The organism is Paenarthrobacter sp. NPDC089988 (assembly GCF_044748465.1).
Taxonomy (GTDB): Bacteria; Actinomycetota; Actinomycetes; order Actinomycetales; family Micrococcaceae; genus Arthrobacter.
The window spans coordinates 178,936-200,548 of sequence record NZ_JBIVGD010000002.1; the positions used below are offsets into that span (position 1 = coordinate 178,936).

The following is a 21,613-nucleotide window of genomic DNA, read 5'->3' on the forward strand; positions in this document are numbered from 1 at the left end:
TATTCCCGCTACCCTCGAAAGTATGCCGGTATGGTCCAAGGCGTCTAAAGCTAGTTCAGAAAAGAAGGCAGAAGTTGTGTCATTAGGTCAAGGCCACGAAGAGGACTCCGAAGAGCTCCGGAAATGGCTGTCTGGACTTAAGCCCGTTACCGGGGCGGACACCATGCTTCGCTTCGTCAAGACGCCGGAAGGCGCAATCGACCTCAGCACAGCGCACCCATCCGGCCTGGCACAGTTGCTCGCGGGACGCCGAACACGCTTGTCCACGCTGATCCGGGACCGCCAGCAATACCTGGTTGCTGCCCGTGCTGCGCGCAATATCCGTTCCAAGATCTTTGAACTCGGCAACGACCGCGGCATCGAGGCGGGCTATCTTTCCGCCGGAACCGTGGTGTGGACTTCCGCCGTCGGGGGCAAGCCGCAGCGCGTTTCGGCGCCCGTCATGCTTACGGCCATCACGTTGACCGTCCGTCCCGGAGAAGACGACTTCGAGCTGCAACTGACCGAACAGGCCCGGATGAACCCCGCCCTGGTACGGCACCTCAAGTCCGTCCATGGCATCGTGTTCGACGTCAATGCGGTAGCCCGGATGGCGTACAACACCGCGCGGCTGGACCCGCAGCCGGTGCTCGACCGCCTCGCCACGCTGGTACAACCGATCCATGGAGCGGATGTTGAGTTCAACCTGCTGGTGACCACGCTCGCGGACCTCTCCGGCAACCTCGACGATCCTTGGATCAACATGAACAACCCCACCGTGGCCGCACTGGCTACGGCGGCCAATGGCGGCGACGTGGAGCCTGAGCCCATCAAGGCCGGGCGGTTCCCCAGCCTGGACGAGCGCGATCCTGCCGACGAACTCCTGCTGCTTGATGCCGATACCGACCAGCAATACGTGGTGGACGCTGTCCGCGCCGGGGATTCCCTGGTTGTCAGCACGCCTCCCGGCAGCGGACAAACGCAGACAGCCATCAACGCGGTTGGTGCCTTGGTGGCTGAGGGCAAGTCCGTCCTGGTGGTGGGGGAGCGCCAGTCGAGCCTGGCCGCCCTCTCTGCGCATCTGGACACCCTGGGGCTCGAATCGATGCTCTTCCGCCCCGGCAACGGCACCACGCCGCAACAGCTGAAGGGCCAGTTGGTCCGGGCAATCATGCGGAACGAGAAAGCCCTGGAACCCCAGCTGGGCAACCTCCACGAGACCTTGACGGGGCATCGCCATGCCCTGACGGACCATGTGGCGTCGCTGCACAACGTGCGTGAACGGTGGGGCTGCTCGCCGTACCAGGCCATGCAGTCCCTCGCTGAACTGACGTCCATCCACCCGGCCCCGTCCACCACCGTGCGGCTCAAGCGCAGTGTCCTGGACAACATCAAGGACCGCGAGGAACTGGCCGGACGCCTGCGCCGCGCTGCGGAACTGGGCAGCTTCAGCCGGGCATCCACCTCCAGTCCTTGGTACGGTGCGCGACTGGTTACGCGCAAGGAGACCGAGGAAGCGCAACAGCTTGCCCGGCTGGCGGAGGAGAAGCTTCCTGTCCTTCGTGACCGGATGAAGCAGTTGGCCGACCACGCCGAAATCCGGCTGGGGGAGACGTTCACCGAGTGGGGTACCCAGCTTGAACTCCTGATTGCCGTGCGTGAGAGCCTGGACAAGTTCACCCCGGACATTTTCGACCGTCCCGTCCACGACCTCATCTCCGCTACGGCGAGCTCCTCCTGGCGCCGCGAACGCAACCTTGAGATGCCGTCCATGCAGCGCTCCCGTTTGCGCCGGGTAGCCAAGGAATACGTGCGACCAGGTGTTCACATCGCGGATCTCCACAGCTCGCTGGTCCTTGTCCAGGAACAGCGCGCGTTGTGGGCCGGGTACGCCACCACCCAGCGGCATCCCGCCGTGCCGTCCGGCCTTGCCGATCTTGGTGCGCTCTACCGCGAACTCGATGGCGAATTGCAGCGTCTTGGGGAGGCCCTCAAGCACACCTCCGACGGCGGTGCCCTGCACGGAAGTCCCTACACGGAGCTCATGGAACGGCTGGAACGGCTTGTGGCCGATACCGCCACTTTGGAGACACTTCCTGAGCGCACCCTGCTGATAGAGCAGATGCGTGAGCATGGCCTGGGCGAGTTGCTGACCGACCTTGCCGCGCGTGAAGTCCCTGCCGCGTCCGTCGCGGCCGAGCTTGACCTCGCGTGGTGGCAGTCAGCGTTGGAAGCCATGATCAGCGGCGACGATTACCTTGCCATGTCCGACGGCGATTCGCTGCGCCAGCTGGAGGCCGAATTCCGCCTGGCCGACCAAGCGCATATCGCCAGTGGTGCCGCACGCCTGCGGTGGCAGCTGGCCAGCCGGTGGCGCCAGGGAATCGTGGAACACCCGCGCCAAGCAGAGCTGCTGCGCGCCCTGCTCAAGGATGGCCGGGTCACGCTCCCGGCACTGAGCGCCCAGGCACCCGACCTGGTGCCGCTGCTGGTCCCCGTGTGGTCGGTCAGCCCGTACCTGCTGACGGGTGTGCTTCCCGCTGAGCAGAAGTTCGATGCCGTGGTGATCATCGATGCCGAGTCGACATCCCTCCAGGCGGTGCTCCCGGCCATCGCCCGTGCCCGCCAGGTCATTGCCTTCGGTGACGCGAAGATCGCAAACGCCCGCACTTTCAGTGTGGCCGTGGAGCCTCCGGTGGCTGGAGTGGCCAGCCATGAACCCGTGGACAGTGCCTTCACTGCCTTGGCGCGTGTCCTGCCCACGTGGCAACTGAACTGGGTGTACCGGGCCGTGGACGAGGACCTGGTCCTCCAGCTCAGCAAGAACTATTACGACGGCGGGTTGCGGCGACTCCCGGACGGCAACTCCGTGACGGGCCTGGACCGTTCCATCCTGGTGGAGTACATCCCGGACGGCACCGGACTTCCCGGGGCGGACCACGAGGGTGTCGAATCCGTGACGGCGGAGGTCAACCGCGTGGTGGACCTTGTATTCGAGCACGCCCGGCTGCGTCCCCGCACGTCCTTGGCCGTGGTCACTGCGAGCCTGCGGCACGCGGCCCGCATCGGCGAAGCGATCAGGCTTCAGTTGCCCAACCACCCACTGCTCTCTGCTTTCTTTGGGGCGGGACCGGAGTCCTTCCGCGTCGTGGACCTGGAGCGCGCCCAGGGACTGGTGCGGGACCACGTGATCTTCTCCTTGGGATATGGCCGCACGCCGCACGGACGCGCCCTGCATTCCTTCGGGCCCTTGTCCGTTGATGGCGGACGCAGCCGCTTCGCCCTGGCCATGACCCGTGCCCGCCGTTCCCTGCACGTCCTGAGTTGCTTCCGTCCTGAAGACCTGGACCTGGACCGCTTGTCGCACGGGGCCGTGGACTTCTATGAGTTGCTGGACCGGGAGCTCTCCGGGAACAGCAACCTCGGCACACCAGCATCCCGCGCCGTGGCCAGCGAACAGGCTCTCGGCGAGGATCCGTTGGTGGCCGATCTTGGTGACCGTCTGCGGGCGCGGGGAGCGCGGGTGTGGCACCTCTATGACGGGGTGCTGGACATCGCCGCCGCCGCCGACCCGGTGCACACGATTGGCCGGGAAGGTGCCGAGGTCCCCACCCCGGTAGCCATCGAATCCGACGGTACCGAGCGCTACCGGCGGATGAGCGTCCGGGAACGCAGCAGGTTGCGCCCCCAACTGCTGGAGCGGATGGGCTGGCGGTACATGTCCCTGTGGACCATCGAGGTTTTCACTGACCCGTCCTCCTGCGCTGACCGCATTGGCTCTTACCTGGGCCTCGAGAACCACGTGCCACAAGCTACCCCCGTCCCGCACCATGGTTTCCTGGACATGGACGTAGAACAATTAGAAGTGGGCAGCGCACAGGCCTTCGTGCCGCGCCCTTCCGCGGTGGGGTCCCGGGACCGCGCGGAAAACCCGGAACTGGAAGTCGTGAAAGAAGAATCAGTGAGCACTCAGGAACCTGCCGTGGAGCCTGCAAGGACGAAGGACGGGCAGCCCGAGGAACCGGGCCAGGAAGCCCCGGCGAACGGTTCCGAAGAAACCGCCTCCGTCGATCAGGACTCCGGTGAGGCCAACGAGGCCCGTGAGGCGAACGAGTCGAATGACGTGGCGGAGTCCGAAAAGGGCGCGGAGGACGAAGACTCGAAGTCCGCGGCTGTGAAGTCCGCCTCCACGGGAATCCTGCCCAACAAGGCCTCGGAGGACGACCCACGCCGGTGGGGCGACGAGTCCGGCTACGACCACGATCAGTGGCTGAAGGAGCAGCGGCCACCGCACTGGGGCTGATCCCGGACGCTGATCAAGAGGTATTGATGAGCACGAAGAAGAGCTTGCCGTGCGTGGATGCGCCGGCAAGCTTTTCTGCTTGTTGAGGGTCTGCCGCCACCACAACCAGGCCGTCCGTATCGCTTGTTCCCAGCCAGGGCCCGGCCTTCCCGCCTTTGCCCGACGTCCAAAGCACGGGGACAGGTCCAGCGAGAGTTTGGTTCTGGCGGGATCCGTCATAGGAGTCTGCAGGGGTCAGCACCACGTTGACGAGTTGTCCGGGGGAGAGCAACTGAATGGACGAGGGATCGGCCATGCGCAGGGGAACTGCTGCGGATCCTGCGGGGGCCCCTGTGAGAAGGCCTGGTCCCAGGAGATTCGCCTCGGTAGGTATTTGTCCCTTGGCCAGGGGCGAAGTCAACTGGCGTCCGGCCAGCGACGCGGGGTCGCCTATGGCCCCCGAAATTGCCATGTCCTGTGGGACGCCCATGCTGATGAAGTCACCTTGGCTGAGACTTGTCCCTGCGGGCAGGTCCCGGGCGGCCACCACAATGCTGATGCGGTGCTCAGGGGCGGGCGTGAGCTGCTGGACGGTGATGCCGGCCGCCACGCACAGCAGAAGGACTACAAGCAGCCGCCGGTGGCGGGCAAGGCGGGAAAGAAACAGCAGCCGGGGACGGCTGTCAGGTGCAGGCACTGACGGACGCCGGGACGTGTAGCGCGTGCGGACTCCGCCACGTGCATGGCGCGTTCGGGCAAAGCGAGGAGAGGAGGGTGAGTGTGGCATGACGCCACGCTAACCACCGTCGCCGACTGCCCGACAGCGGCCCGCAGCCTTATGTGGATAAGTGAGGCTAGCTCGCGGCAGCGGCGGGCGCCGGCGTGGCAGCCGGCGCGGCTGCCGGTGCAGCCGAAGGCGCAGCAGAAACGGTGCTGCTGCCCTTGGAGTCGCGGGAATCCGTGCGGTAGAAGCCGGAGCCCTTGAAGACAACGCCGACGCTGTTGAACTTCTTGCGCAGGGCGCCCTGGCATTGCGGGCACTCCGTCAGGGAGCTGTCCGAAAACGACTGGACGATGTCAAAGGCATGGTCACAGTCTTTGCAGGCGTATGCGTATGTGGGCACTGAATTCCTCCTCAGGACAAACGTCAGGTCCTGTGCAGCCTCCGGCGGAGGTATATCCGCCTTAGCAGTCGCAGGGCCTGAGTGCCAATTCTATCATCCGGCTGTACGACCGCCAGCCTGAAGTTGCCCGGCCGTACGCCACCATAACTACCTGCCTAGCCGCACAATTCCCGACGGCGTGAGGACCTCCGGGACGGGCTGGTCAAAAGGCTCGGCCGGGATGGCACCGGAAGGCAACACATCGTCGTCGTATGTCACCGCGATGGTGCGGGGCTGCCGGCCCGAGGCGTCGAGGCCTTGCAGGAAGCGGTCGTAGTAGCCACCGCCCTGGCCGATCCGGTTGCCGTCTTCGTCAACGGCCGTGGCAGGCATGAAGATGCCGTCGGCGTGCGAGGCGGCATCCGCGCCGTGCCGTTCGCCCTCCGGTTCGTCGATCGGTGCGTATTCCGAACGGACGAAGACTGTCTCAGGGGTCCAGATCACCCAGCTCAGTTGACGGTCAGGCTCGCACACCGGAAGCAGGATCCGGTGGCCGTCCCGGTGCAGGGCCTCGATCAGGGGAAGGGTGGGTGGCTCGAAAGCCACGCCGAGGTACACGGTGAAGGTGCCGGGGGCGCCGCCTGAAACCTCTTTGGCCCACGCCGTTCCGTGCGCCGCGAGGGCGTCGCCAGCGATTGCTATCTGCTCAGGTGTCAGCGTGCGACGGTGCAGCCTGCGGGCGGCGCGTATTTCTTCCTTCGATGCCATGATTGTCCGTTCCGTCGGTGCGTTGCCGGGTGGGGCGCCAATGCCCCAGCCAGCTGATTCACTGACAATTTGTGTGTCCCGGCACGGCGGGGGTTTACCTTTTGATGTGTTCCGTCCGTTACATTAGTCCGGTGACTCACCATAACAATGCTGTCCGTAAGGCCGTCATCCCCGCAGCGGGTCTTGGTACCAGGTTCCTCCCCGCCACGAAGGCGATGCCGAAGGAAATGCTGCCCGTGGTTGACAAGCCAGCCATCCAGTATGTGGTCGAAGAAGCCGTGAAAGTAGGACTGCATGACGTCCTGATGATTACCGGCCGCAGCAAGCGCGCCTTGGAGGACCACTTTGACCGTGTTCCTGCGCTTGAGGCCACCCTGGCGGAGAAAGGTGACACGTCCAAGCTCGAAGCCATCCAGTCCGCCACCAACCTTGGTGACATCCACTATGTGCGCCAAGGCGACCCGAACGGCCTGGGCCACGCTGTCCTCCGCGCAAAGCAGCACGTAGGCCACGAACCTTTCGCCGTCCTGCTCGGCGACGACCTGATCGATCCCAAGGACGATCTCCTCAGCGAAATGATCGCCGTGCAGCAGAAGACCGGCGGATCCGTGGTGGCCCTCATCGAAGTGGAACCATCCAAGATCAGCGCCTATGGTTGCGCCGACGTCGAGGAGAACGGCGAGGAAGGGTACGTCCGCATCAAGCAGTTGGTGGAGAAGCCTTCCGTCGATGAGGCCCCTTCCAACCTTGCCGTGATCGGCCGCTACGTGCTGCACCCGGCCGTCTTCGATGTCCTGGAGAAGACAGCTCCGGGCCGCGGCGGAGAAATCCAGCTGACCGACGCTCTCGAGGTCCTGGCCCGCGGCGAGGGCGAAGGCTACGGCGTCTTCGGCGTGGTCTTCCGTGGCCGCCGCTACGACACCGGAGACAAGCTGAGCTACTTGAAGGCCTGCATCGAGTTGGCCTGCGAACGCGAAGATCTGGGTCCCGAGCTCCGCGAGTGGCTGCCGGACTTCACGGCTAGCCTTCCCCAGTAACACCGGATGTACGGCTCTGCGATCTGGCCGGTGACGCTGGAAAGCGGGGACCTGGTACTCCGGCCCATCCGTTACCGGGACAAGCGGGAATGGTCCGAGGTCCGCTCGCGGAACAATGAATGGCTTGCTCCTTGGGAGGCGTCCAACCCCGCACCGGGTGGGAGCCTCCCAAGCTACCGCCAGATGGTGGCGTCCCTGAACCAGCAGGCGCGCCAAGCCACCGCCTTGCCGTTCATCATCGCCGAGTCGACCCCCGGCTTCCGTGAACCGCGCATCGTTGGCCAGCTGACGGTTTCCTCGATCGTCTGGGGTTCGGCCATGATGGCCACCCTGGGGTATTGGGTGGACAAGGACCGCGCGGGACACGGAATCGCTCCCACTGCTGTGGCGATGGCGACGGATCACTGCTTCCGGACGCTGGGCCTGCACCGCATGGAAATCAACATCCGGCCGGAAAACGCACCCAGTCTGCGCGTAGTCGAAAAACTCGGGTTTCGGGACGAGGGCTACCGCGAAAGATACCTGCACATCAATGGGGAATGGGCAGATCACAGATCCTTCGCGCTGACCTCCGAGGAAGTTCCGCACGGACTCCTGGAAAGCTGGCGGGAAGGAAGAACGGGCAGGTCATAGGCACTTTTGGGACTTCCCGGGAATCATTTAGGGACTCGCGGGCGACACACCGGCAGGAATGCCACGGCACCTGACGATTTGCTTCTACGGTTTTGAATGTGGACTTCCCTCTCAGCAGCTCAGTGATACTCGTTGTCACTGTCGCGCTCTGGATGGTGTGGGTCGCGCCCTATGTTCTACGCAAAGGGCGGCCACAGGTCCAAACGGCCACCGGGCCGGCAGAGCCATTCGAGGACGAGCCCGACGAGACGCAGCCAGGGGTGGTATTGGCATTGGCACCTCAGCAGGAGAAACCGATGGAGACCATGCACAGCACAGCACAGGCGTCGCCCCTGGAATTCCGCGTGGCTGATACCACTCCCCGGAAGCCGTCCAGTACCCCGTTCACTATCCGGTACGCCCGTCTGACGCTGGCCTTGTCCGGCCTGATCCTCCTCCTGACTGCCGTGGTTTCCGGCGTTGTCCGGCTCTTTGGGCAGGGCTCCATCTGGTTGCCGCTGGTGTCATTCCTCGGTGCCGTGCTCGCCGTCGTCGTCTTGCGGCAGCTCGCCTTGCGTGACCTCCGCGAACGCCGTGCCCGCCGTGCTGCCCAAAAGGAATCCATTCCGACTCCCGCCCGGTACCTGCCCAAGGAGCAGCCCGTGGAGGCCAGGGAAACTCCTGTTTTCGATGCCGAGGCAGGCGGCGAGCAGGCGAGGCTTTCCGCCGTCGAACTTCGTCAAGCGGCACTGGCCGTGGCCCTCGCTGCCGGGGATACATCTGCCGAGGCCGCGCCCGAAGACGCTGGCACCCCTTGGAAGCCCGTTGAGGTTCCCAAGCCCACCTACGTTGGAGCAGCCAAGGCAAACCGACCTGCGCCGGAGCCGCTGGTCCTTCCCGAGGCGCCCAAGCCCGTCGGGAAGCCGGTCCTCAAGCAGGGTGCGGAACAGGCTGACGCCGCCACGCAGGTTCGCACTCCGGCCAAGGGTCACAGCGCACTGAGCAACCTGGACGACGTCCTGCAGCGACGCCGGGCCTAGCCGCACTTGGCCACGCTCTGCGTAGCCGGTGGCACCGGCCAAGTCGGGCGGGAAGTTGTCCGGCTTGCCCTCGAAGCTGGCCACGCCGTTAGGGTGCTGAGCCGCCGTCTGCCCCAGCCTGGTTCCGCGCGGTATCACGACGGCGCCGCCTACTTCGCGGGCGACGTCACCACCGGCGTCGGCCTGGCCGCCGCGGTGGCGGGTGCCGACGTCGTTATTGACTGCCTGGAGGGCCAGTTCGGGAAGGCGAAAAAGCACTTCGCCGACGGCGGTACGCGGCTTCTGGACGCCGCCCACCAGGCGGGCGTTCCCAAGGCGGTGGCGTTGTCCATCATCAATTGCGACAGGAGCAGTTACTCCTTCTACGTTTCCAAGGCCGCGAAGGAGCGTGTCTACGCAAGCTCGGAACTGAAGACCGTGGTGGTGCGCGCAACACAGTTCCACAGTCTGGTAGCCATGGTCTTCGCTGCGGGTGCCCGGCTCCGGCTGATCCCTGTGTTCAAGGGGGCATGGATCCAAACCATCTCACCGCAGGATGTTGCCTGGGCGCTGCTTGAGGAAGCCGTCGCGGATTCCTCGTCCGCAGAGACCCACAGCGTCAGGACCGTGGGCGGTCCGGAGATTCTGACCATGCAGGACATGGCCATGGCTTGGAAGGCGGCCACACGATCACGCGGCCGAGTAGTCGAGTTCCCGTTGCCCGGCCCCATGGGTCGCTACCTCCGTGCAGGGCTCAACCTGGTGCCAGGACAAAAGTACGGGACGGAGTCGTTCGTGTCGTGGTTGGAAAAGCGCCGGGAAACTTTATAGCCTAGGGACACTGGCCACGCCGTGAAGCCTGGTCCAGGGGCTATAGCTCAGTTGGTAGAGCGCTTCGTTCGCATCGAAGAGGTCAGGAGTTCGAATCTCCTTAGCTCCACACTTCCTCCCTTACCCTTGTCCGCGGCCTGGGCTAGCCTTGGCACCATGTCTTTCGTAAAGCACTTCGACCACGTCGGCATCACGGTTGCCGATCTCGACAAAGCCATCGCGTTCTTCGAAAGCCTGGGCCTCGAAGTCGAGGGCCGGATGCACATGGAGGGCGAGTTCGTTGACACCGTGATCGGCATACCGAACTCCCGCAGCGAAATAGCCACCCTGCGTGCACCTGACGGGGGTACGGGCGTGGAGCTGTCCAGCTTCACCCACCCCGACCATGAGCCGGGTTCACCCGCAGCGATGTCCACTGAGCTGGGCCTGCGCAACGTTGCTTTCGAAGTCAATGACCTGGATGCTGCCCTGGAGAGGTTGGCGGCCGATGGGTACGGCCTGGTAGGTGGCGTGGGCCAGCATGAAGACATTTGGCGGATGACGTACGTTCGCGGTCCGGAGGGGATCATCGTTGCCCTTGCACAGCGGATCGGATAGTCCTCAAGGATGATTGTCCAGCACGAGGGGCAGGTATATCGTTTGGGCTATCGTTCAGTATCGTTCGCGATGATGTGAGGTGGGCAAAATGCGTGAGTCATTCCCGGCAGGCGGCTTCATGGGGAACGGTTTCGACGGCATGTGGCAGGCCATGGAGGATTTCCGGTCCCGGTTCGAGAAACGCAGCGGGATGCGGGCAGGACGCGGCGAGCTGCGCACGGCCATCCTCACGCTCCTGACGGAGCGTCCCATGCACGGCTACCAGATCATCCGCGAAATCGAGGAGCGCAGCGGAGGCAGTTGGAAGCCCAGCGCCGGCTCTGTGTACCCGACGCTCCAGCTTCTGGCAGATGAAGGATTCGTCAGTGCCGAGGAGTCCAACGGGCGGAAGATCTACTCCCTGACCGAAGCGGGCCGGGAGGACGTGGAGCAGGCCGAGACCTCCGGCCTCTGGAGCTCCCAGGGCGAAACCCGGGGGGTCGCATCGCTGCCAAAGGCAGGAATCGACTTGGCCCAGGCAGCTGCCCAGGTGGGTCGAACCGGGACGCCCAAGCAGGTGCAGGATGCCGTGACCGTGCTTGAAGAAGCCCGCCGCCGGATCTACGCGATACTCGCCCAGGACTGAAACGGGTGGCATCGGTTCCGGGAGACCGGACGGACTACGAGGTCCGTCCGGCGGATACCCGTGCCCGCTACCGTCGCATCCTGCGGTTTGCCGCCTGGCATTTGGCCGTCACATGGTGGTTCGAACTGCTCCTACCCCGGTTCGGCCTGCGCAGGATTGCCGACAGGCACCGTGCCAGGAGAATGCGGCACTTCGCCCGGAGGTTCCATGACCTCGCCGTGGAGTTGGGCGGTCTGATGATCAAAGTGGGCCAGTTCATGTCCTCCCGGCTGGACGTGCTCCCACCTGAGATCACCTCCGAACTCGAAGGACTCCAGGACGAGGTTCCGCCCGTCCCTTTTCCGGCCATCAAAGACCTCGCAGAAGCTGAACTCGGCGCTCCCTTGGAGGCCGTTTTCGCGTCGATAGATGAAACGCCCATCGCCGCGGCCTCGTTGGGCCAGGCACACCGCGCTACGCCTGGCGCCGGACCGGGAAGAAACCGGCCTCAGCAACGTGGTGTTCAAGGTTCAGCGCCCGGGCATCCAGGCGATCGTCGACGTCGACCTTGCCGCCTTGCGGAGGGTGGGCGGCTGGCTGAAGCGCATCCGTATTGTTGCGGAGCGGGCAGACGTGCCGGCCCTGGTGAAGGAGTTCGCACAGACCAGCCTCGAAGAAATCGACTACCTGAACGAGGCCGCCAACGCCGAGCGTTTTGCGGTGGAGTTCGCCGAGGATGGGAGGGTGGCCGTTCCGGGGATTGTCTGGGAACGAACGTCCCGCCGGGTCCTCACGCTGGAGGACGTCACGGCCATCAAGATCACGGATGCGGAGGCGCTCCGGGCTGCCGGGATTGACCCAACAGCCGTGGCCCCGGTCTTTGCCTCGGTGATGTTCGAGCAGCTCTTCACCAACGGCTTCTTCCACGCTGATCCCCATCCCGGCAATATCTTCGTCACCCCGGACACTGATCCTGGGGCAGAGCACCCGTGGAAGCTGACGTTCATCGACTTTGGCATGATGGGCCAGGTTCCGCCGAAGACCCGCAGTGGGCTCCGGAAGTTGCTGATCGCGGCGGCCGCCAGGGATGGCCAGGGCCTCGTTGCTGCCATCAGCGACATCGGAGTGCTGGTGCCATCGGCGGATACCCGCAAACTGGAACAGGCCATGACCCAACTGTTCGCGCGTTTTGGCGGCATGGGTTTCGCGGAACTCCGCGAAGTGGACCCGCGGGAATTCCGTGATTTCGCGGTGGAATTCGGGGATGTGGTGCGTTCCTTGCCGTTCCAGCTGCCCGAGAACTTCCTGCTCATTATCCGGGCCATGTCGCTGACCTCGGGGGTGTGCAGCTCCCTGGACGCCAGGTTCAACCTGTGGGATTCCGTGGAGCCATACGCGGCCCGCCTGCTAAGGGATGAGCGCGGCAACGTGGTGAAGGACCCCGCTGCCCAAGTCCTGGAGACCGCGGCCGTGGCCATGTCCTTGCCGAAGCGCCTTGACGGTCTCATCACCAGGATCGACGAAGGGTCCGTGGAAGTATCCAATCCTCGGATGGAACGGCACCTGGCCCGACTGGCCAGGACCGCCCAGCGGGCCGTGGGGGCTTTGATCTTCAGCGGCGTCCTGATCGCAGGCGCCTTGGTCCGCGCTGACGATCTGGTGCTGAGCAACGTCCTGATGGTCGCCTCGCTCCTGCCACTGCTCTACGTGCTGAGGCCCGGACGCCGTTAGGCCGGAACCGGAATCGCGCGTCGTAAACTTGCCCTTGTGAATGACACGCCTCCCCAGCCCCTCCATGCAATGAACGTGATGACGGGACCCGTGCTCGCAGGCGTGGCACCAAAGCAGCAGTCGATCGTGGTGGAGCAGGCCGCAGCATTCGCCGCGGCCGCAGGACTCCCCTTGGTGTGTGCGTTTGTGGACGTAACGGTTTATCCATTGGATGGCACAACGGGCGGTCCCATGGCCCCGATCGATCCGGACGGAGTGGAAGGGGACGCCGAGCCCATCCCCGCGTCCCTCGAAGCCATCATCGCGGCGCAGCTGGCTGGATCCGGCGTCGATTGGTCCTTGGTGGCACTGGCTGGCGAACCGGGCCACGCATTGGCCCGGCATGCCGGGGAAATCGGCGCATCCCTGATCGTGGTCGGCTCCAGGGAACACAAACTGGGCTCGACGCTCCGGGAACTGACCGGTGGCTCCGTCGCGAGGCAGTTGCTGCACCGGCAGGATCGTCCAGTCCTGGTGGTTCCGGTGGATCCGCGGGTTCCAGACGAACAATGACTGCAAACACCACTAAACGCCCGGTGCACCTCCACTGGGGTTTCATCGGCTTGGTGGCTGCCGGCGGTGCCTTCGGTGCCCTCACCCGCTACGGGTTGGGACTGATGATCCCTGCACCCGGCGCGTGGCCGCTGCCAACATTGCTTATCAACCTGACGGGTGCGTTGGCGCTCGGTGCGTTGCTGGAAGGACTCTCGCGAAGGGGGCCCGACGCCGGTCATCGCCGGGTGTTGCGCCTCGCCTTGGGCACAGGGTTCCTTGGCGCCTACACCACCTACAGCACGCTCGCCCTGGACACCGTGCACCTGCTCCTGGGCGGCTCTTCCAGCGGCGCGGCCTGGTATGTGGGCTTGAGCGTTGTGGGCGGGGCAATGGCGACGACGGCCGGCATCGCCCTGGGCGCATGGCACCACAAGCGAAGGCGCAGATCCAACGGCGGGGGTGCATCGTGACGGTGATCCTTCTTGCCCTGGCCGGTGGCGTCGGCGCCGCCTCCAGGTTCGTCGCCGATGGCCTCATCCGGGAGAGGGTCCGGACTGCGCTCCCGTGGGCCACGGTGATCATCAACGTATCGGGGTCCCTGATGCTTGGCTTCATCGCAGGGTTGGTGATGCGTGGGCATGCCCCGGAATCGCTGCAGATGATCCTGGGAACCGGCTTCCTTGGCGGCTACACCACGTTCAGCACCGCCAGTTTGGAGACCATTCGGCTGGTGCAGAGCGGACGCACTGGCCTCGCCTTCATCAACGCCCTGGGTTCCCTGGTGGCGAGCGTGGCCGCCGCGGCTTTGGGTGTCTGGATGGCCCTGTTACTGCCCTGAGCGAACAGGCCGCCTGCGTCGATTCGCGACTGTAGGATCGGTGCCATGGCTAAGAAGACTTTCAATGAGTTGTTGTCCGCCCAGGTCGCCAATGAGTTCGCGGCCTCCCAGCAGTACATTGCCGTGGCTGTGTACTTCGACGGCGAAGACTTGCCGCAGTTGGCACGTCACTTCTATCGCCAGTCCCTTGAAGAACGAAACCACGCCATGATGATGGTCCAGTACATGCTGGACCGCAACGTGCACGTCGAGATTCCGGGAATCGCCCCGGTCCGCAACAACTTCACCAATGCCAAGGAACCCATTGCCCTGGCGTTGGAGCAGGAGAAGGAAGTCACCCGGAACATCGAGGACATGTTCCGCGCGGCACGTGCCGAGGGTGATGCCCTGGGTGAGCAGTTCATGTTGTGGTTCCTGAAGGAACAGGTTGAGGAAGTTGCTTCCATGACCACGCTCTTGAACATCACCGAACGAGCCGAGAACCTGTTCGACATTGAGAACTACGTTGCCCGTGAGACCGTGGGCGACGGCGGACACGACGCCGGGGCTCCGTCGGCAGCCGGCGGCGCGATCTAACACCGAACCAGAGCCGGACGGGTCCGTCGGAAGTCAGCTTCCGGCGGGCCCTTCGTTGTCTGTGTCCGCCGCGGATCGGCCGAGGAGGGAGAGCCTGCTGGCGATCCGTGCCAGGTCGACTGGCTGGACGCTGCCGGTCCCGGCCACGTCCCAGTCGAGGGGGCCGACACCGACCAGGAACAGCGTGATGTCCTGGTCGTACAGCACGTCCACCGCATTGCTGAACCTTTGCCAGGCGGGCGCCATGGAGGCGTCGGCGTGTGCCGGCGAAGGTACGTCGTCGATCACCCAGGCCTTGTAGGCATCGGCCAGGGCCAGGTAATCCGCCGTCGATGTCAGGCCCGCGAACAGGGACCCGAAACTGACCCAGAGGAGGTCCGGATCTGCGTTCTTCACCACCACCGGCTGGGTGGTGGGGGTGAGGACCCGGCTCTGCGAGGCGGGTGGCACGAACAGTCCCAGTCGGCCCAGTTGATGGGCAGAGCCGGGGCAGATGATCCGTCCGGAGCGGAACGCCGGCGGAGCGGCCGCCAAGGAAGAACCGGCCACAGGGTACCGCCGGAAATCCGAGGGCCCGCTGATCACCAGGATGTCCATCATGTCCTTGATGGCTTCGATGGTGGGAAGAAAGTGATCATGCCACAGGGGATTGGGCAGCAACTCGTCAGGGGCGTAGTTGGAGGTAACAACCAGGGGCACGTGGCGTTGCGCGGCGGTGCGCAGCAGACGGGCCATGAACATCCCGTCTCCAACGTCGTGGACGTGGAATTCGTCGAAGAACAGCACATCGATGTCCGCCAGCATCGCATCGACGGACCGCTGGATGGCTGTCCCGTCGCCTGCGCCTTGCTGTCCGTGGGTGCCGCGGTGCAGCGACCTGAAGAAATCGTGGAAGTGGACGCGGCGCTTCCGTGCGTGGAGTCCGCGGTAGAAGCTGTCCATGAGCCAGGTCTTGCCGCGCCCCACGGGGCCGTGAAGGTAGATGCTCCGCGGCGTCCTGCCCCGTGACACCGTTGGGGGTAAAGCGCGACGCCGGCCGGTCACCGATGCGCCGAAAGCGGCCAACCGCTCAGCTGCTGCCCGCTGGCTCGGCTCGAGCGCGAAACCCGAGCGTCCGGCGTCGTGCTCTATTCCTGCCATGAGGGCGGCACTGACAGCCTTGGACGGTTGGCGATGCCAGGGGCTTGCAAGGGGTGGCGTCAAAGCCATCCCTTCCGTTTGAAGATCACGTACATCATGAGTGCCGCGCCCACCATGAGGCCGACCGCCATCGGGTAGCCGACTCCCCAGTGCAGTTCGGGCATGTAGTCGAAGTTCATGCCGTAGACCCCTGCCACAAACGACGGGGCGAAGAGGATTGCGGCCCAGGAGGAGATCTTCTTGACTTGCTCGTTCTGCGCCGCACTTGCCTCGTTCTGCCGGTTGGCAGTGAGGGTGCCGTCCAGCGTTAGGGCGTTCTGAAGGAGGTCGCGGAAGGAGTTGGCCCGCGATATCACGTGCTTGACATGGTCCTCGACGTCTCGCAGGGAGCGCTGGAGCTCAATATCCACGCCGTACTTTTCAAAGCCCTTTTCCAACAGGGTCATCATCTCAGGGAGGGGATGGATGGCGCGCTGGAACTGGATCACTTCGCGGGCGAGTTCGTAGATCCGTCGGGAGACCGTGGAGTCTCCGCTGAAGAGCTGGTCCTCGATCTCGTCGATATCGTTTTCCAGACCGGCCACCACGGGAGCGTAGTCATCCACCACCTGGTCGAGGAGCGCGTAGAGCACGGCCTCGGGACCGTGGCGCAAGAGGTCCGGGCGGTCCTCCAGCCGGTGCCGGACCCGGGCTACGCCCGCAGTTTCCGCGTGGCGGATGGTGACCACAAAATTCGGGCCGGTGAAGACGTGCAGTTCGCCGAACTCCACGGTTTCGGTTTCGTCCAGGTACCTTGCGGGCCGCAGGACGGTGAAGAGGTTGTTGTCGTACCGTTCCAGCTTGGGCCGCTGGTGGGCGGAGACAGCGTCTTCGACGGCGAGTTCGTGGAGGCCGAACTCGGCGGCGACGCCTGCCATTTCCTCTTGGGTGGGCCGGTACAACCCGATCCAGGCCATGCCTCCGTGCCTGGCCAGTGTCTCGAATGTTTGCTCCAGGCTTTCCGGAGTGGCGGTGCGTACGCCGTCTACGTAGACGGCGTTATCGATGATGGTCACGGGCAGAAGGCTACTGCATGGCTCCGATGATGGCGCCCGCGATTGCGAGTGCCACTATGTCGTGGCCAGAGTCAATCACCGTGACTGCCGTGGGGCGGCCGGCGAAGCCGTTGTGGATCACGTGGCCGCCGGCCCGGAATACCAGGGCAATGATGATGCCGAAGAAGGCGCCCGCCCAGAAGGCGTTCAGGTCCAGCGCACTGATCAGGACTGCGAGGAGGATGCTGGTCAGGGCGGAGGCAAGCATCATGGGGACCCAGATGCCCACGCCGCCGTCAATGTTCTTGAGGTCTTCTTCTGTCTTGCCGATGGCCTGCATCCATCGCTTGCCCAGGACAGATGGCATGTACCAGACGAACCCCACAATCATGCTGGAAACGAATGCCAGCAGCACGGCCAGCCAGTTGATCTGTGAAATGTGTGAAAGCCAATCCATGCTAAAAATCCTAGGGCCCTGGAAGGGGGTTGGAGTGCTCCTGCTTGCTGCGTGTTGGCGTGGCCGTCATCCGGCTGATCAATGGCTCGGTCCGGTAAGGGATATGCGTGTGGAGGGCAAGCACTGTCTCGGTCCGGATCACGCCCTTGGTCCTGAGCACCGAGCGCAAGGCCGACTGGAGATTGTGGGTGTCCGTGGCCACGACGCGGCACCATAGATCGCCGCGGCCGGAGATCTCGTGCACTTCCAGGACCTGGGGGATCAGGCGGAGGGCCCCGATGACGCCGTCGAGTTCGCGGTGGGTGACCTCTATGGTCACGAAGGCCACCACGTCGTAGCCCACCTTTTCCAGATCGACTTCACGGCCGGCCGCCTGCAGGACTCCTGAACGCAGAAGGCGCTTGACCCGGCTCTGCGCAGTGTTCCGGGCAATGCCCAGCGAATCGCTCAGTTCGGCGATTTGGACCCTCGGGTCCCTGATGAGTTCAAGAAGGATTTTCAGGTCCAGCGGGTCAAGGCTGTTCAAATGGTCACTCCGGCTCACCTAGACAAGGCATCTTTGCGTATATCGCTCAATCCTGTCATGGATTCGATGCGTTGCGCTCAATAGTAGGCAATTCTATTGCCACCAATACTTGCCCCTTGCCAGCCATCCCACAAGGACTCGCTGGCACGGCACTTGATCGAAGGCATGGAAATGACTGTCTTGAGTGAACTCCGCATGCGTCCGGCCACCGCCGGGAGATGGGGATGGGATGCCAGTACGACTGCACGGCTGGTCCTCACGGGCGTAGTGATCTTCTCGTTGCTGGTTGGTGCCAACCTCGCAACGCCGTTGTATCCCTTGCTGCATGCCCGGTTGGGTTTGTCGTCGCTGGATGTCACCGTGGCCTTTTCCAGCTACGTCCTCGCCCTGGTGGCTGTCCTGATCCTGGCCGGCCATTGGTCGGACCACATCGGTCGGCGGGCCGCCCTGGTCCTCGCTGTCCTGGTCGGCCTTGCAGGTGGGGCCATCTTTGCCGCTGCGGACAGCCTCCTGATGTTGTCTGCCGGCCGTGCCCTCCAAGGCGTGGCCGTGGGACTGGCTACGGGTGCAAGCTCTGCCGCATTGCGGGAACTGTTGCCCCACAGGCCGGACTGGGCCTCGCGCTTCACACTCTTGTCCTCTGCCGGTGGCGTCGCTGCGGGTCCTGTGATCGGCGGCTTGCTCTCGCTCCTCCCGGACCCCACTCGCACCCCGTACTATGTCCACTCCGGGATCCTGCTGGCGGCTCTGGTGCCGCTGTGGCTCCTGAAGGCCCGGCCCGCCATTGCGCCGGCTCCGGGAAAGCCCGCGTTCAAAGTGCTCGCCCCGCGGCGTCCGGCTGTATCACGGAGCGCACGCGGCGCTTTCTGGATGGCCTCGGCTGTAGGCTTCCTGAGTTTTGCGGTCTTTGGGTTCTGCCTGTCCTTGGCACCTGGCTACTTCGCCTACGTGGTCCATGCTGATTCCCGGCCGCTGATCGGGCTTCTTGCTGGCGTGACGTTGGGCGCTTCAGCCTTGAGCCAACTGTTGGGCACCCGCGGAAGATACCAGGTCCCCGTTGCCTTGGCAGTCCTTGGCGTATCCGTGGTCCTGGTGGGCGCGGCGGCTACGTGGTCCAGCCCGGCGCTGCTGGTCGCTGCCAGTATCACGGCGGGAGCCGGGCAGGGTGTGGCCTTCCGCCAGGTCTTCAACGAGGTGGCCGGGAAAGTGGAAGCGGCCCGCCACGCGCAGGTCATCAGCACGGTCTACGTCATCACGTACCTGGGAAGCGCCGTCCCGGTGATGGGGCTGGGACTTGCCGTTGCGGCGGTGGGGCTCCAGGCCGCCGTCGTGGGTTTCACGGTCTTGTGCGGAGTGGCAGCGCTGGCGCTCGCCGGAGTGGCGATGCGGGCGGCGCGCGCCTGAGGGGTGTCGTTCCTACTCGGGAAGCGGTCCCCGGTTGCCCGGGATGTGCTGGAACACCATGGTGGTTTCCGTGTGGCCCACCACTGGGTCGGTGGCGAGGTTGTCCAAGAGCCAGTTACGGAGGTCGTCAGTATTGGCGACGGCGATGTGCAGCAGATAGTCGACCGAACCTGTGGTGTGGAAGGTGGAAATCACGGCCGGCAGCTTGGGGACGCGGGCCGTGAAACGGTCGATCTGGTCGCGGTCGTGGGCGCGCAGGCGGACGGCGATCAGGGCCTGTACTGAGCGGCCAATTGCGGGCAGGCTCAATACGGCTTCGAAGCCTTCAATGATGCCCCGCTCGGACAATGCCCGGGTCCGCATGAGGGCCGTGGAAGGGGCAATGCCCACCAGTTCGGCGAGTTGTTTGTTGGAGATGCGCGCGTCGTCTACCAGCGCTGCGAGGATCCGTTCGTCGATGGCATCCAGTGGCTCTGCGTTGCCCGATGCCGATCGAACATTCTTCGGGGTGGTGCTCACGGATCCTCCTGAAATTGCCGTCCACCCATCATAACGGTGAATTCCCTGCGATCTAGGCTGCCTTCACCTTCCGGGTGCTCCTGTTGGAAAGCCGCTGGAGGGGTTCACTCAGCACCATCAGGACCAGGGGGAGGTTGCCGAGTTCCGGGGCGATCAGGGCCACCACGAGTGCAACCAGGAAGAGGCCGGAGACAATTGCGCCCGCCCGTATGCCAGAGTTGGCCTCGACGTCGTCCAGCGTGTGCAGGTCCGGGTGGCGGCGGAGGTAGAGCCGTGCCGCGAGCAGCGTCAGGCTGGTAGCCAGGAGCGTGCCGATGTACACCAGGGGCTGCGCCCAATCGGCGCGCATTTGCGTTGACAGTGCCGTTGCCACGGGCATGCACACGATGGTGAACATCCACGCCACGGTCCACCACAGCAAACCGGAATCGATCCGGCGGACACTCCGGAACAACCGGTGGTGGTGCACCCAGAACACCGCGATGAGGAGGAAGCTCAACGCGAAGCCGAGCAGCAAATAGCGTTCATGCTCAAACCAAGCGGCCGTGGTGCCGTCCTCATCGGCCAGGTCGCCCACGCTTTCCATGAGCGGCAGGATCAGCAACGTCAGGGCGATGGCCACCACGGCATCCGTAAACGCCTGCAATCTTTCGGGTGAGGACAGTTCCCGGGGCCTTGTGACCTGTGCCATGCCTCCGATTGTAGGTGGTGGGTGGCCGTTCTTAGCCTGTTGCGCCGGACCTGCCATGGATCGCAGCGGTGACTGCCGCCGTCGTAAGTCCCAAGGCGATGACGCCCAGTGCCAGGGCAGTCCAGCCGTAAGCCTGGAAGGCGAGTCCGCCCGCCCAGCCGATCACGCTGGAGCCCAGGTAGTAGGACAGGTTATAGAGCGAAGCCGCCTGGGCACGCCCCGTAGTGGCGATGGCACCTGTCCAGCCGGATCCGACACTGTGGGCCGCGAAGAATCCTCCGGTGAACACCACCAAGCCCGCAAGCGTGGCAGCGAGGTTGTCCAAGAGGGTGAACGCGAGGCCCGCGGACATGATGGCTATTCCGGCGAGGAGGACGTTCCGCCGTCCAAAGCGGGTGGTCAGTCCGGCCGCCCAGCGCGAGCTCACTGTCCCGGACAGGTACGCCAGGAAGATCAGGCTCACCAAGGTGGCGGGCAGGCCGAACGGCTCGGCGTGGAGCCTGAAGCCGAGGTAGTTGTACACGGCCACGAATCCTCCCATGAGCAGGAACGCCTGCAGGTAAAGGGAGAAGAGCCGCGCATTGAGGGCATGGCCGCGAAGGGTCCGCAGGGCGCCTCGGAAGCCTTGGACCGGGGCCGGCCGGAAACGGCGCTGTTTGGGGACGAGGAACAGGAACAGGATCGCGGACACTGTGGCGAGCACCGAAACGGCCAGCGCGGCGGCCCGCCATCCCCACGCCTCGCCGACAGGTCCGGCCACGAGGCGTCCGGCCAGCCCGCCCAAAGTAGTGCCGGCCACGTAGCTGCCTGCAGCAAGCGCAGTGTGGATTTTGGTGACTTCCTCGTTGAGGTATGCGATGGCAATGGCCGGTATTCCGCCGAGTGCCATGCCTTCCAGGGCCCGCAGGCCCAGCAGCACCGGAACGGTGGGTGCCAGCGGAACCAGCAGGCCCAGGACCGTGGCGGCCCCGATGCCGAAGGCCATGGCGCGGACCCGCCCGATCCGGTCCGCGACGAAGGACCATGGCAGCACGGTGACCGCGAGGCCAATGGTGGCAAGGGAGATGCTGAGGGCAGCATCGGCAGCCGTGATGTGCAGGTCTGCCGCCATGAGCGGGAGGACGGCCTGGGTGGAGTAGAGCTGGGCAAACGTAGCCACTCCGGCCAAGGCCAGGGCGGCAAGGACCCGCCGGTAGCCGCTGGATCCCTTCGCGTGTCCGTCCCACGTTTGGGGCGAAGCTGCTGCTGTAGTCGTCACCCGGTCAGACTAGGCTTGGCACAACTCCGTATTCCAATGCATGATTTGCTGATAACTCATGCAACATTGCATC

Annotated in this window: 22 protein-coding genes, 1 tRNA gene and 1 pseudogene; 14 read left to right on the top strand and 10 right to left on the bottom strand. The window is 64.6% G+C overall.

The annotated features are described in order from the left end of the window. The first annotated feature begins 22 nt into the window (after positions 1–22). The gene (locus tag ACIPV6_RS04080) at positions 23–4,282 is read left to right on the top strand and encodes an AAA family ATPase (RefSeq protein WP_400269643.1); all 4,260 of its coding nucleotides are present in this window, start codon (positions 23–25) and stop codon (positions 4,280–4,282) included. A 13-nt stretch (positions 4,283–4,295) separates the two neighbouring features. Here the strand turns inward: ACIPV6_RS04080 and ACIPV6_RS04085 are convergent, their stop codons facing one another. From ACIPV6_RS04085 to ACIPV6_RS04095, 3 genes are all read right to left on the bottom strand, one after another. After that, complete coding sequence (locus ACIPV6_RS04085; RefSeq protein WP_400269644.1) at positions 4,296–5,048, bottom strand: Flp pilus assembly protein CpaB; 753 nt, start codon at positions 5,046–5,048, stop codon at positions 4,296–4,298. 67 nt (positions 5,049–5,115) lie between these two features. Next, complete coding sequence (locus ACIPV6_RS04090) at positions 5,116–5,385, bottom strand: FmdB family zinc ribbon protein (protein ID WP_400269645.1); 270 nt, start codon at positions 5,383–5,385, stop codon at positions 5,116–5,118. A 147-nt stretch (positions 5,386–5,532) separates the two neighbouring features. Beyond that, on the bottom strand, positions 5,533–6,132 hold the full coding sequence (locus ACIPV6_RS04095) for a 5-formyltetrahydrofolate cyclo-ligase (protein ID WP_400269646.1): 600 nt from the start codon (positions 6,130–6,132) through the stop codon (positions 5,533–5,535). A gap of 104 nt (positions 6,133–6,236) precedes the next feature. Here ACIPV6_RS04095 and galU point away from each other — a divergent pair, with 104 nt between their 5' ends. From galU to ACIPV6_RS04155, 12 genes and pseudogenes are all read left to right on the top strand, one after another. After that, positions 6,237–7,169 (top strand): UTP--glucose-1-phosphate uridylyltransferase GalU, encoded by a 933-nt coding sequence (gene galU / locus ACIPV6_RS04100; protein ID WP_400269647.1) that lies wholly within the window; start codon positions 6,237–6,239, stop codon positions 7,167–7,169. A 6-nt stretch (positions 7,170–7,175) separates the two neighbouring features. Continuing rightward, positions 7,176–7,802: a GNAT family N-acetyltransferase gene (locus tag ACIPV6_RS04105; protein ID WP_400269648.1), complete on the top strand. Its 627-nt coding sequence runs from the start codon at positions 7,176–7,178 to the stop codon at positions 7,800–7,802. A gap of 152 nt (positions 7,803–7,954) precedes the next feature. Further along, positions 7,955–8,821, top strand: coding sequence for a hypothetical protein (locus ACIPV6_RS04110; RefSeq protein WP_400269858.1), 867 nt, complete (start codon positions 7,955–7,957; stop codon positions 8,819–8,821). A 6-nt stretch (positions 8,822–8,827) separates the two neighbouring features. Then, positions 8,828–9,631, top strand: a complete 804-nt coding sequence (locus tag ACIPV6_RS04115) for an SDR family oxidoreductase (protein ID WP_400269649.1) — start codon at positions 8,828–8,830, stop codon at positions 9,629–9,631. A gap of 36 nt (positions 9,632–9,667) precedes the next feature. Continuing rightward, positions 9,668–9,740: transfer RNA gene (locus ACIPV6_RS04120), tRNA-Ala, on the top strand. A 47-nt stretch (positions 9,741–9,787) separates the two neighbouring features. Beyond that, the gene (locus tag ACIPV6_RS04125; RefSeq protein WP_400269650.1) at positions 9,788–10,228 is read left to right on the top strand and encodes a VOC family protein; all 441 of its coding nucleotides are present in this window, start codon (positions 9,788–9,790) and stop codon (positions 10,226–10,228) included. A gap of 88 nt (positions 10,229–10,316) precedes the next feature. Then, positions 10,317–10,853 carry a PadR family transcriptional regulator gene (locus tag ACIPV6_RS04130; protein ID WP_400269651.1) on the top strand — a complete coding sequence of 179 codons (537 nt, stop codon included), beginning with the start codon at positions 10,317–10,319 and terminating at the stop codon, positions 10,851–10,853. A gap of 5 nt (positions 10,854–10,858) precedes the next feature. Continuing rightward, positions 10,859–12,563, top strand: a pseudogene (locus tag ACIPV6_RS04135) (ABC1 kinase family protein). Positions 12,564–12,599: 36 nt separating this feature from the next. Next, a complete protein-coding gene (locus tag ACIPV6_RS04140; protein WP_400269652.1) occupies positions 12,600–13,115 on the top strand; it encodes a universal stress protein in 516 nt (171 codons plus the stop codon). Then, on the top strand, positions 13,112–13,567 hold the full coding sequence (locus ACIPV6_RS04145) for a fluoride efflux transporter FluC (RefSeq protein ID WP_400269653.1): 456 nt from the start codon (positions 13,112–13,114) through the stop codon (positions 13,565–13,567). The genes ACIPV6_RS04140 and ACIPV6_RS04145 overlap by 4 nt, the downstream gene beginning before the upstream one ends. Further along, positions 13,564–13,935, top strand: a complete 372-nt coding sequence (gene crcB, locus ACIPV6_RS04150) for a fluoride efflux transporter CrcB (RefSeq protein WP_400269654.1) — start codon at positions 13,564–13,566, stop codon at positions 13,933–13,935. Before ACIPV6_RS04145 ends, crcB begins: the two co-directional genes overlap by 4 nt. A 45-nt stretch (positions 13,936–13,980) precedes the next feature. Then, positions 13,981–14,511, top strand: coding sequence for a ferritin (locus ACIPV6_RS04155; RefSeq protein WP_397322117.1), 531 nt, complete (start codon positions 13,981–13,983; stop codon positions 14,509–14,511). A 33-nt stretch (positions 14,512–14,544) separates the two neighbouring features. Here the strand turns inward: ACIPV6_RS04155 and zapE are convergent, their stop codons facing one another. Genes zapE through ACIPV6_RS04175 form a run of 4 tightly spaced genes read right to left on the bottom strand, consistent with a single transcriptional unit; the run spans position 14,545 to position 17,668 of the window. Further along, complete coding sequence (gene zapE, locus ACIPV6_RS04160) at positions 14,545–15,720, bottom strand: cell division protein ZapE (RefSeq protein ID WP_400269655.1); 1,176 nt, start codon at positions 15,718–15,720, stop codon at positions 14,545–14,547. After that, complete coding sequence (gene corA / locus ACIPV6_RS04165) at positions 15,711–16,706, bottom strand: magnesium/cobalt transporter CorA (RefSeq protein WP_400269656.1); 996 nt, start codon at positions 16,704–16,706, stop codon at positions 15,711–15,713. The genes zapE and corA overlap by 10 nt, the downstream gene beginning before the upstream one ends. Before the next feature lie 10 nt (positions 16,707–16,716). Continuing rightward, positions 16,717–17,142, bottom strand: a complete 426-nt coding sequence (locus tag ACIPV6_RS04170; protein WP_400269657.1) for a DUF1761 domain-containing protein — start codon at positions 17,140–17,142, stop codon at positions 16,717–16,719. 10 nt (positions 17,143–17,152) lie between these two features. After that, positions 17,153–17,668, bottom strand: a complete 516-nt coding sequence (locus ACIPV6_RS04175) for an Lrp/AsnC family transcriptional regulator (protein WP_400269859.1) — start codon at positions 17,666–17,668, stop codon at positions 17,153–17,155. A 171-nt stretch (positions 17,669–17,839) separates the two neighbouring features. On the opposite strand from ACIPV6_RS04175, the gene ACIPV6_RS04180 reads away from it, so the two are divergent. Continuing rightward, positions 17,840–19,072: an MFS transporter gene (locus tag ACIPV6_RS04180; RefSeq protein WP_400269658.1), complete on the top strand. Its 1,233-nt coding sequence runs from the start codon at positions 17,840–17,842 to the stop codon at positions 19,070–19,072. 12 nt (positions 19,073–19,084) lie between these two features. Here ACIPV6_RS04180 and ACIPV6_RS04185 read toward each other — a convergent pair whose 3' ends face one another. Genes ACIPV6_RS04185 through ACIPV6_RS04195 form a run of 3 tightly spaced genes read right to left on the bottom strand, consistent with a single transcriptional unit; the run spans position 19,085 to position 21,540 of the window. Beyond that, positions 19,085–19,591, bottom strand: a complete 507-nt coding sequence (locus ACIPV6_RS04185; protein WP_387434933.1) for an Lrp/AsnC family transcriptional regulator — start codon at positions 19,589–19,591, stop codon at positions 19,085–19,087. Positions 19,592–19,643: 52 nt separating this feature from the next. Further along, positions 19,644–20,282: a TMEM175 family protein gene (locus tag ACIPV6_RS04190; protein ID WP_400269659.1), complete on the bottom strand. Its 639-nt coding sequence runs from the start codon at positions 20,280–20,282 to the stop codon at positions 19,644–19,646. Positions 20,283–20,313: 31 nt separating this feature from the next. After that, a complete protein-coding gene (locus tag ACIPV6_RS04195) occupies positions 20,314–21,540 on the bottom strand; it encodes an MFS transporter (RefSeq protein ID WP_400269660.1) in 1,227 nt (408 codons plus the stop codon). Positions 21,541–21,613: the final 73 nt, after the last annotated feature.

Bases quoted from the DNA above. Each gene is read 5' to 3' on its own strand.
- ACIPV6_RS04190 (WP_400269659.1), bottom strand. From the start codon at position 20,282: ATGGCACAGGTCACAAGGCCCCGGGAACTGTCCTCACCCGAAAGATTG.
- ACIPV6_RS04155 (WP_397322117.1), top strand. From the start codon at position 13,981: ATGGCTAAGAAGACTTTCAATGAGTTGTTGTCCGCCCAGGTCGCCAAT.
- ACIPV6_RS04145 (WP_400269653.1), top strand. From the start codon at position 13,112: ATGACTGCAAACACCACTAAACGCCCGGTGCACCTCCACTGGGGTTTC.
- ACIPV6_RS04105 (WP_400269648.1), top strand. From the start codon at position 7,176: ATGTACGGCTCTGCGATCTGGCCGGTGACGCTGGAAAGCGGGGACCTG.
- zapE (WP_400269655.1), bottom strand. From the start codon at position 15,720: ATGGCTTTGACGCCACCCCTTGCAAGCCCCTGGCATCGCCAACCGTCC.
- ACIPV6_RS04130 (WP_400269651.1), top strand. From the start codon at position 10,317: ATGCGTGAGTCATTCCCGGCAGGCGGCTTCATGGGGAACGGTTTCGAC.
- ACIPV6_RS04180 (WP_400269658.1), top strand. From the start codon at position 17,840: ATGACTGTCTTGAGTGAACTCCGCATGCGTCCGGCCACCGCCGGGAGA.
- ACIPV6_RS04125 (WP_400269650.1), top strand. From the start codon at position 9,788: ATGTCTTTCGTAAAGCACTTCGACCACGTCGGCATCACGGTTGCCGAT.
- ACIPV6_RS04085 (WP_400269644.1), bottom strand. From the start codon at position 5,048: ATGCCACACTCACCCTCCTCTCCTCGCTTTGCCCGAACGCGCCATGCA.
- galU (WP_400269647.1), top strand. From the start codon at position 6,237: ATGTGTTCCGTCCGTTACATTAGTCCGGTGACTCACCATAACAATGCT.
- ACIPV6_RS04170 (WP_400269657.1), bottom strand. From the start codon at position 17,142: ATGGATTGGCTTTCACACATTTCACAGATCAACTGGCTGGCCGTGCTG.
- ACIPV6_RS04110 (WP_400269858.1), top strand. From the start codon at position 7,955: ATGGTGTGGGTCGCGCCCTATGTTCTACGCAAAGGGCGGCCACAGGTC.
- ACIPV6_RS04080 (WP_400269643.1), top strand. From the start codon at position 23: ATGCCGGTATGGTCCAAGGCGTCTAAAGCTAGTTCAGAAAAGAAGGCA.
- ACIPV6_RS04095 (WP_400269646.1), bottom strand. From the start codon at position 6,132: ATGGCATCGAAGGAAGAAATACGCGCCGCCCGCAGGCTGCACCGTCGC.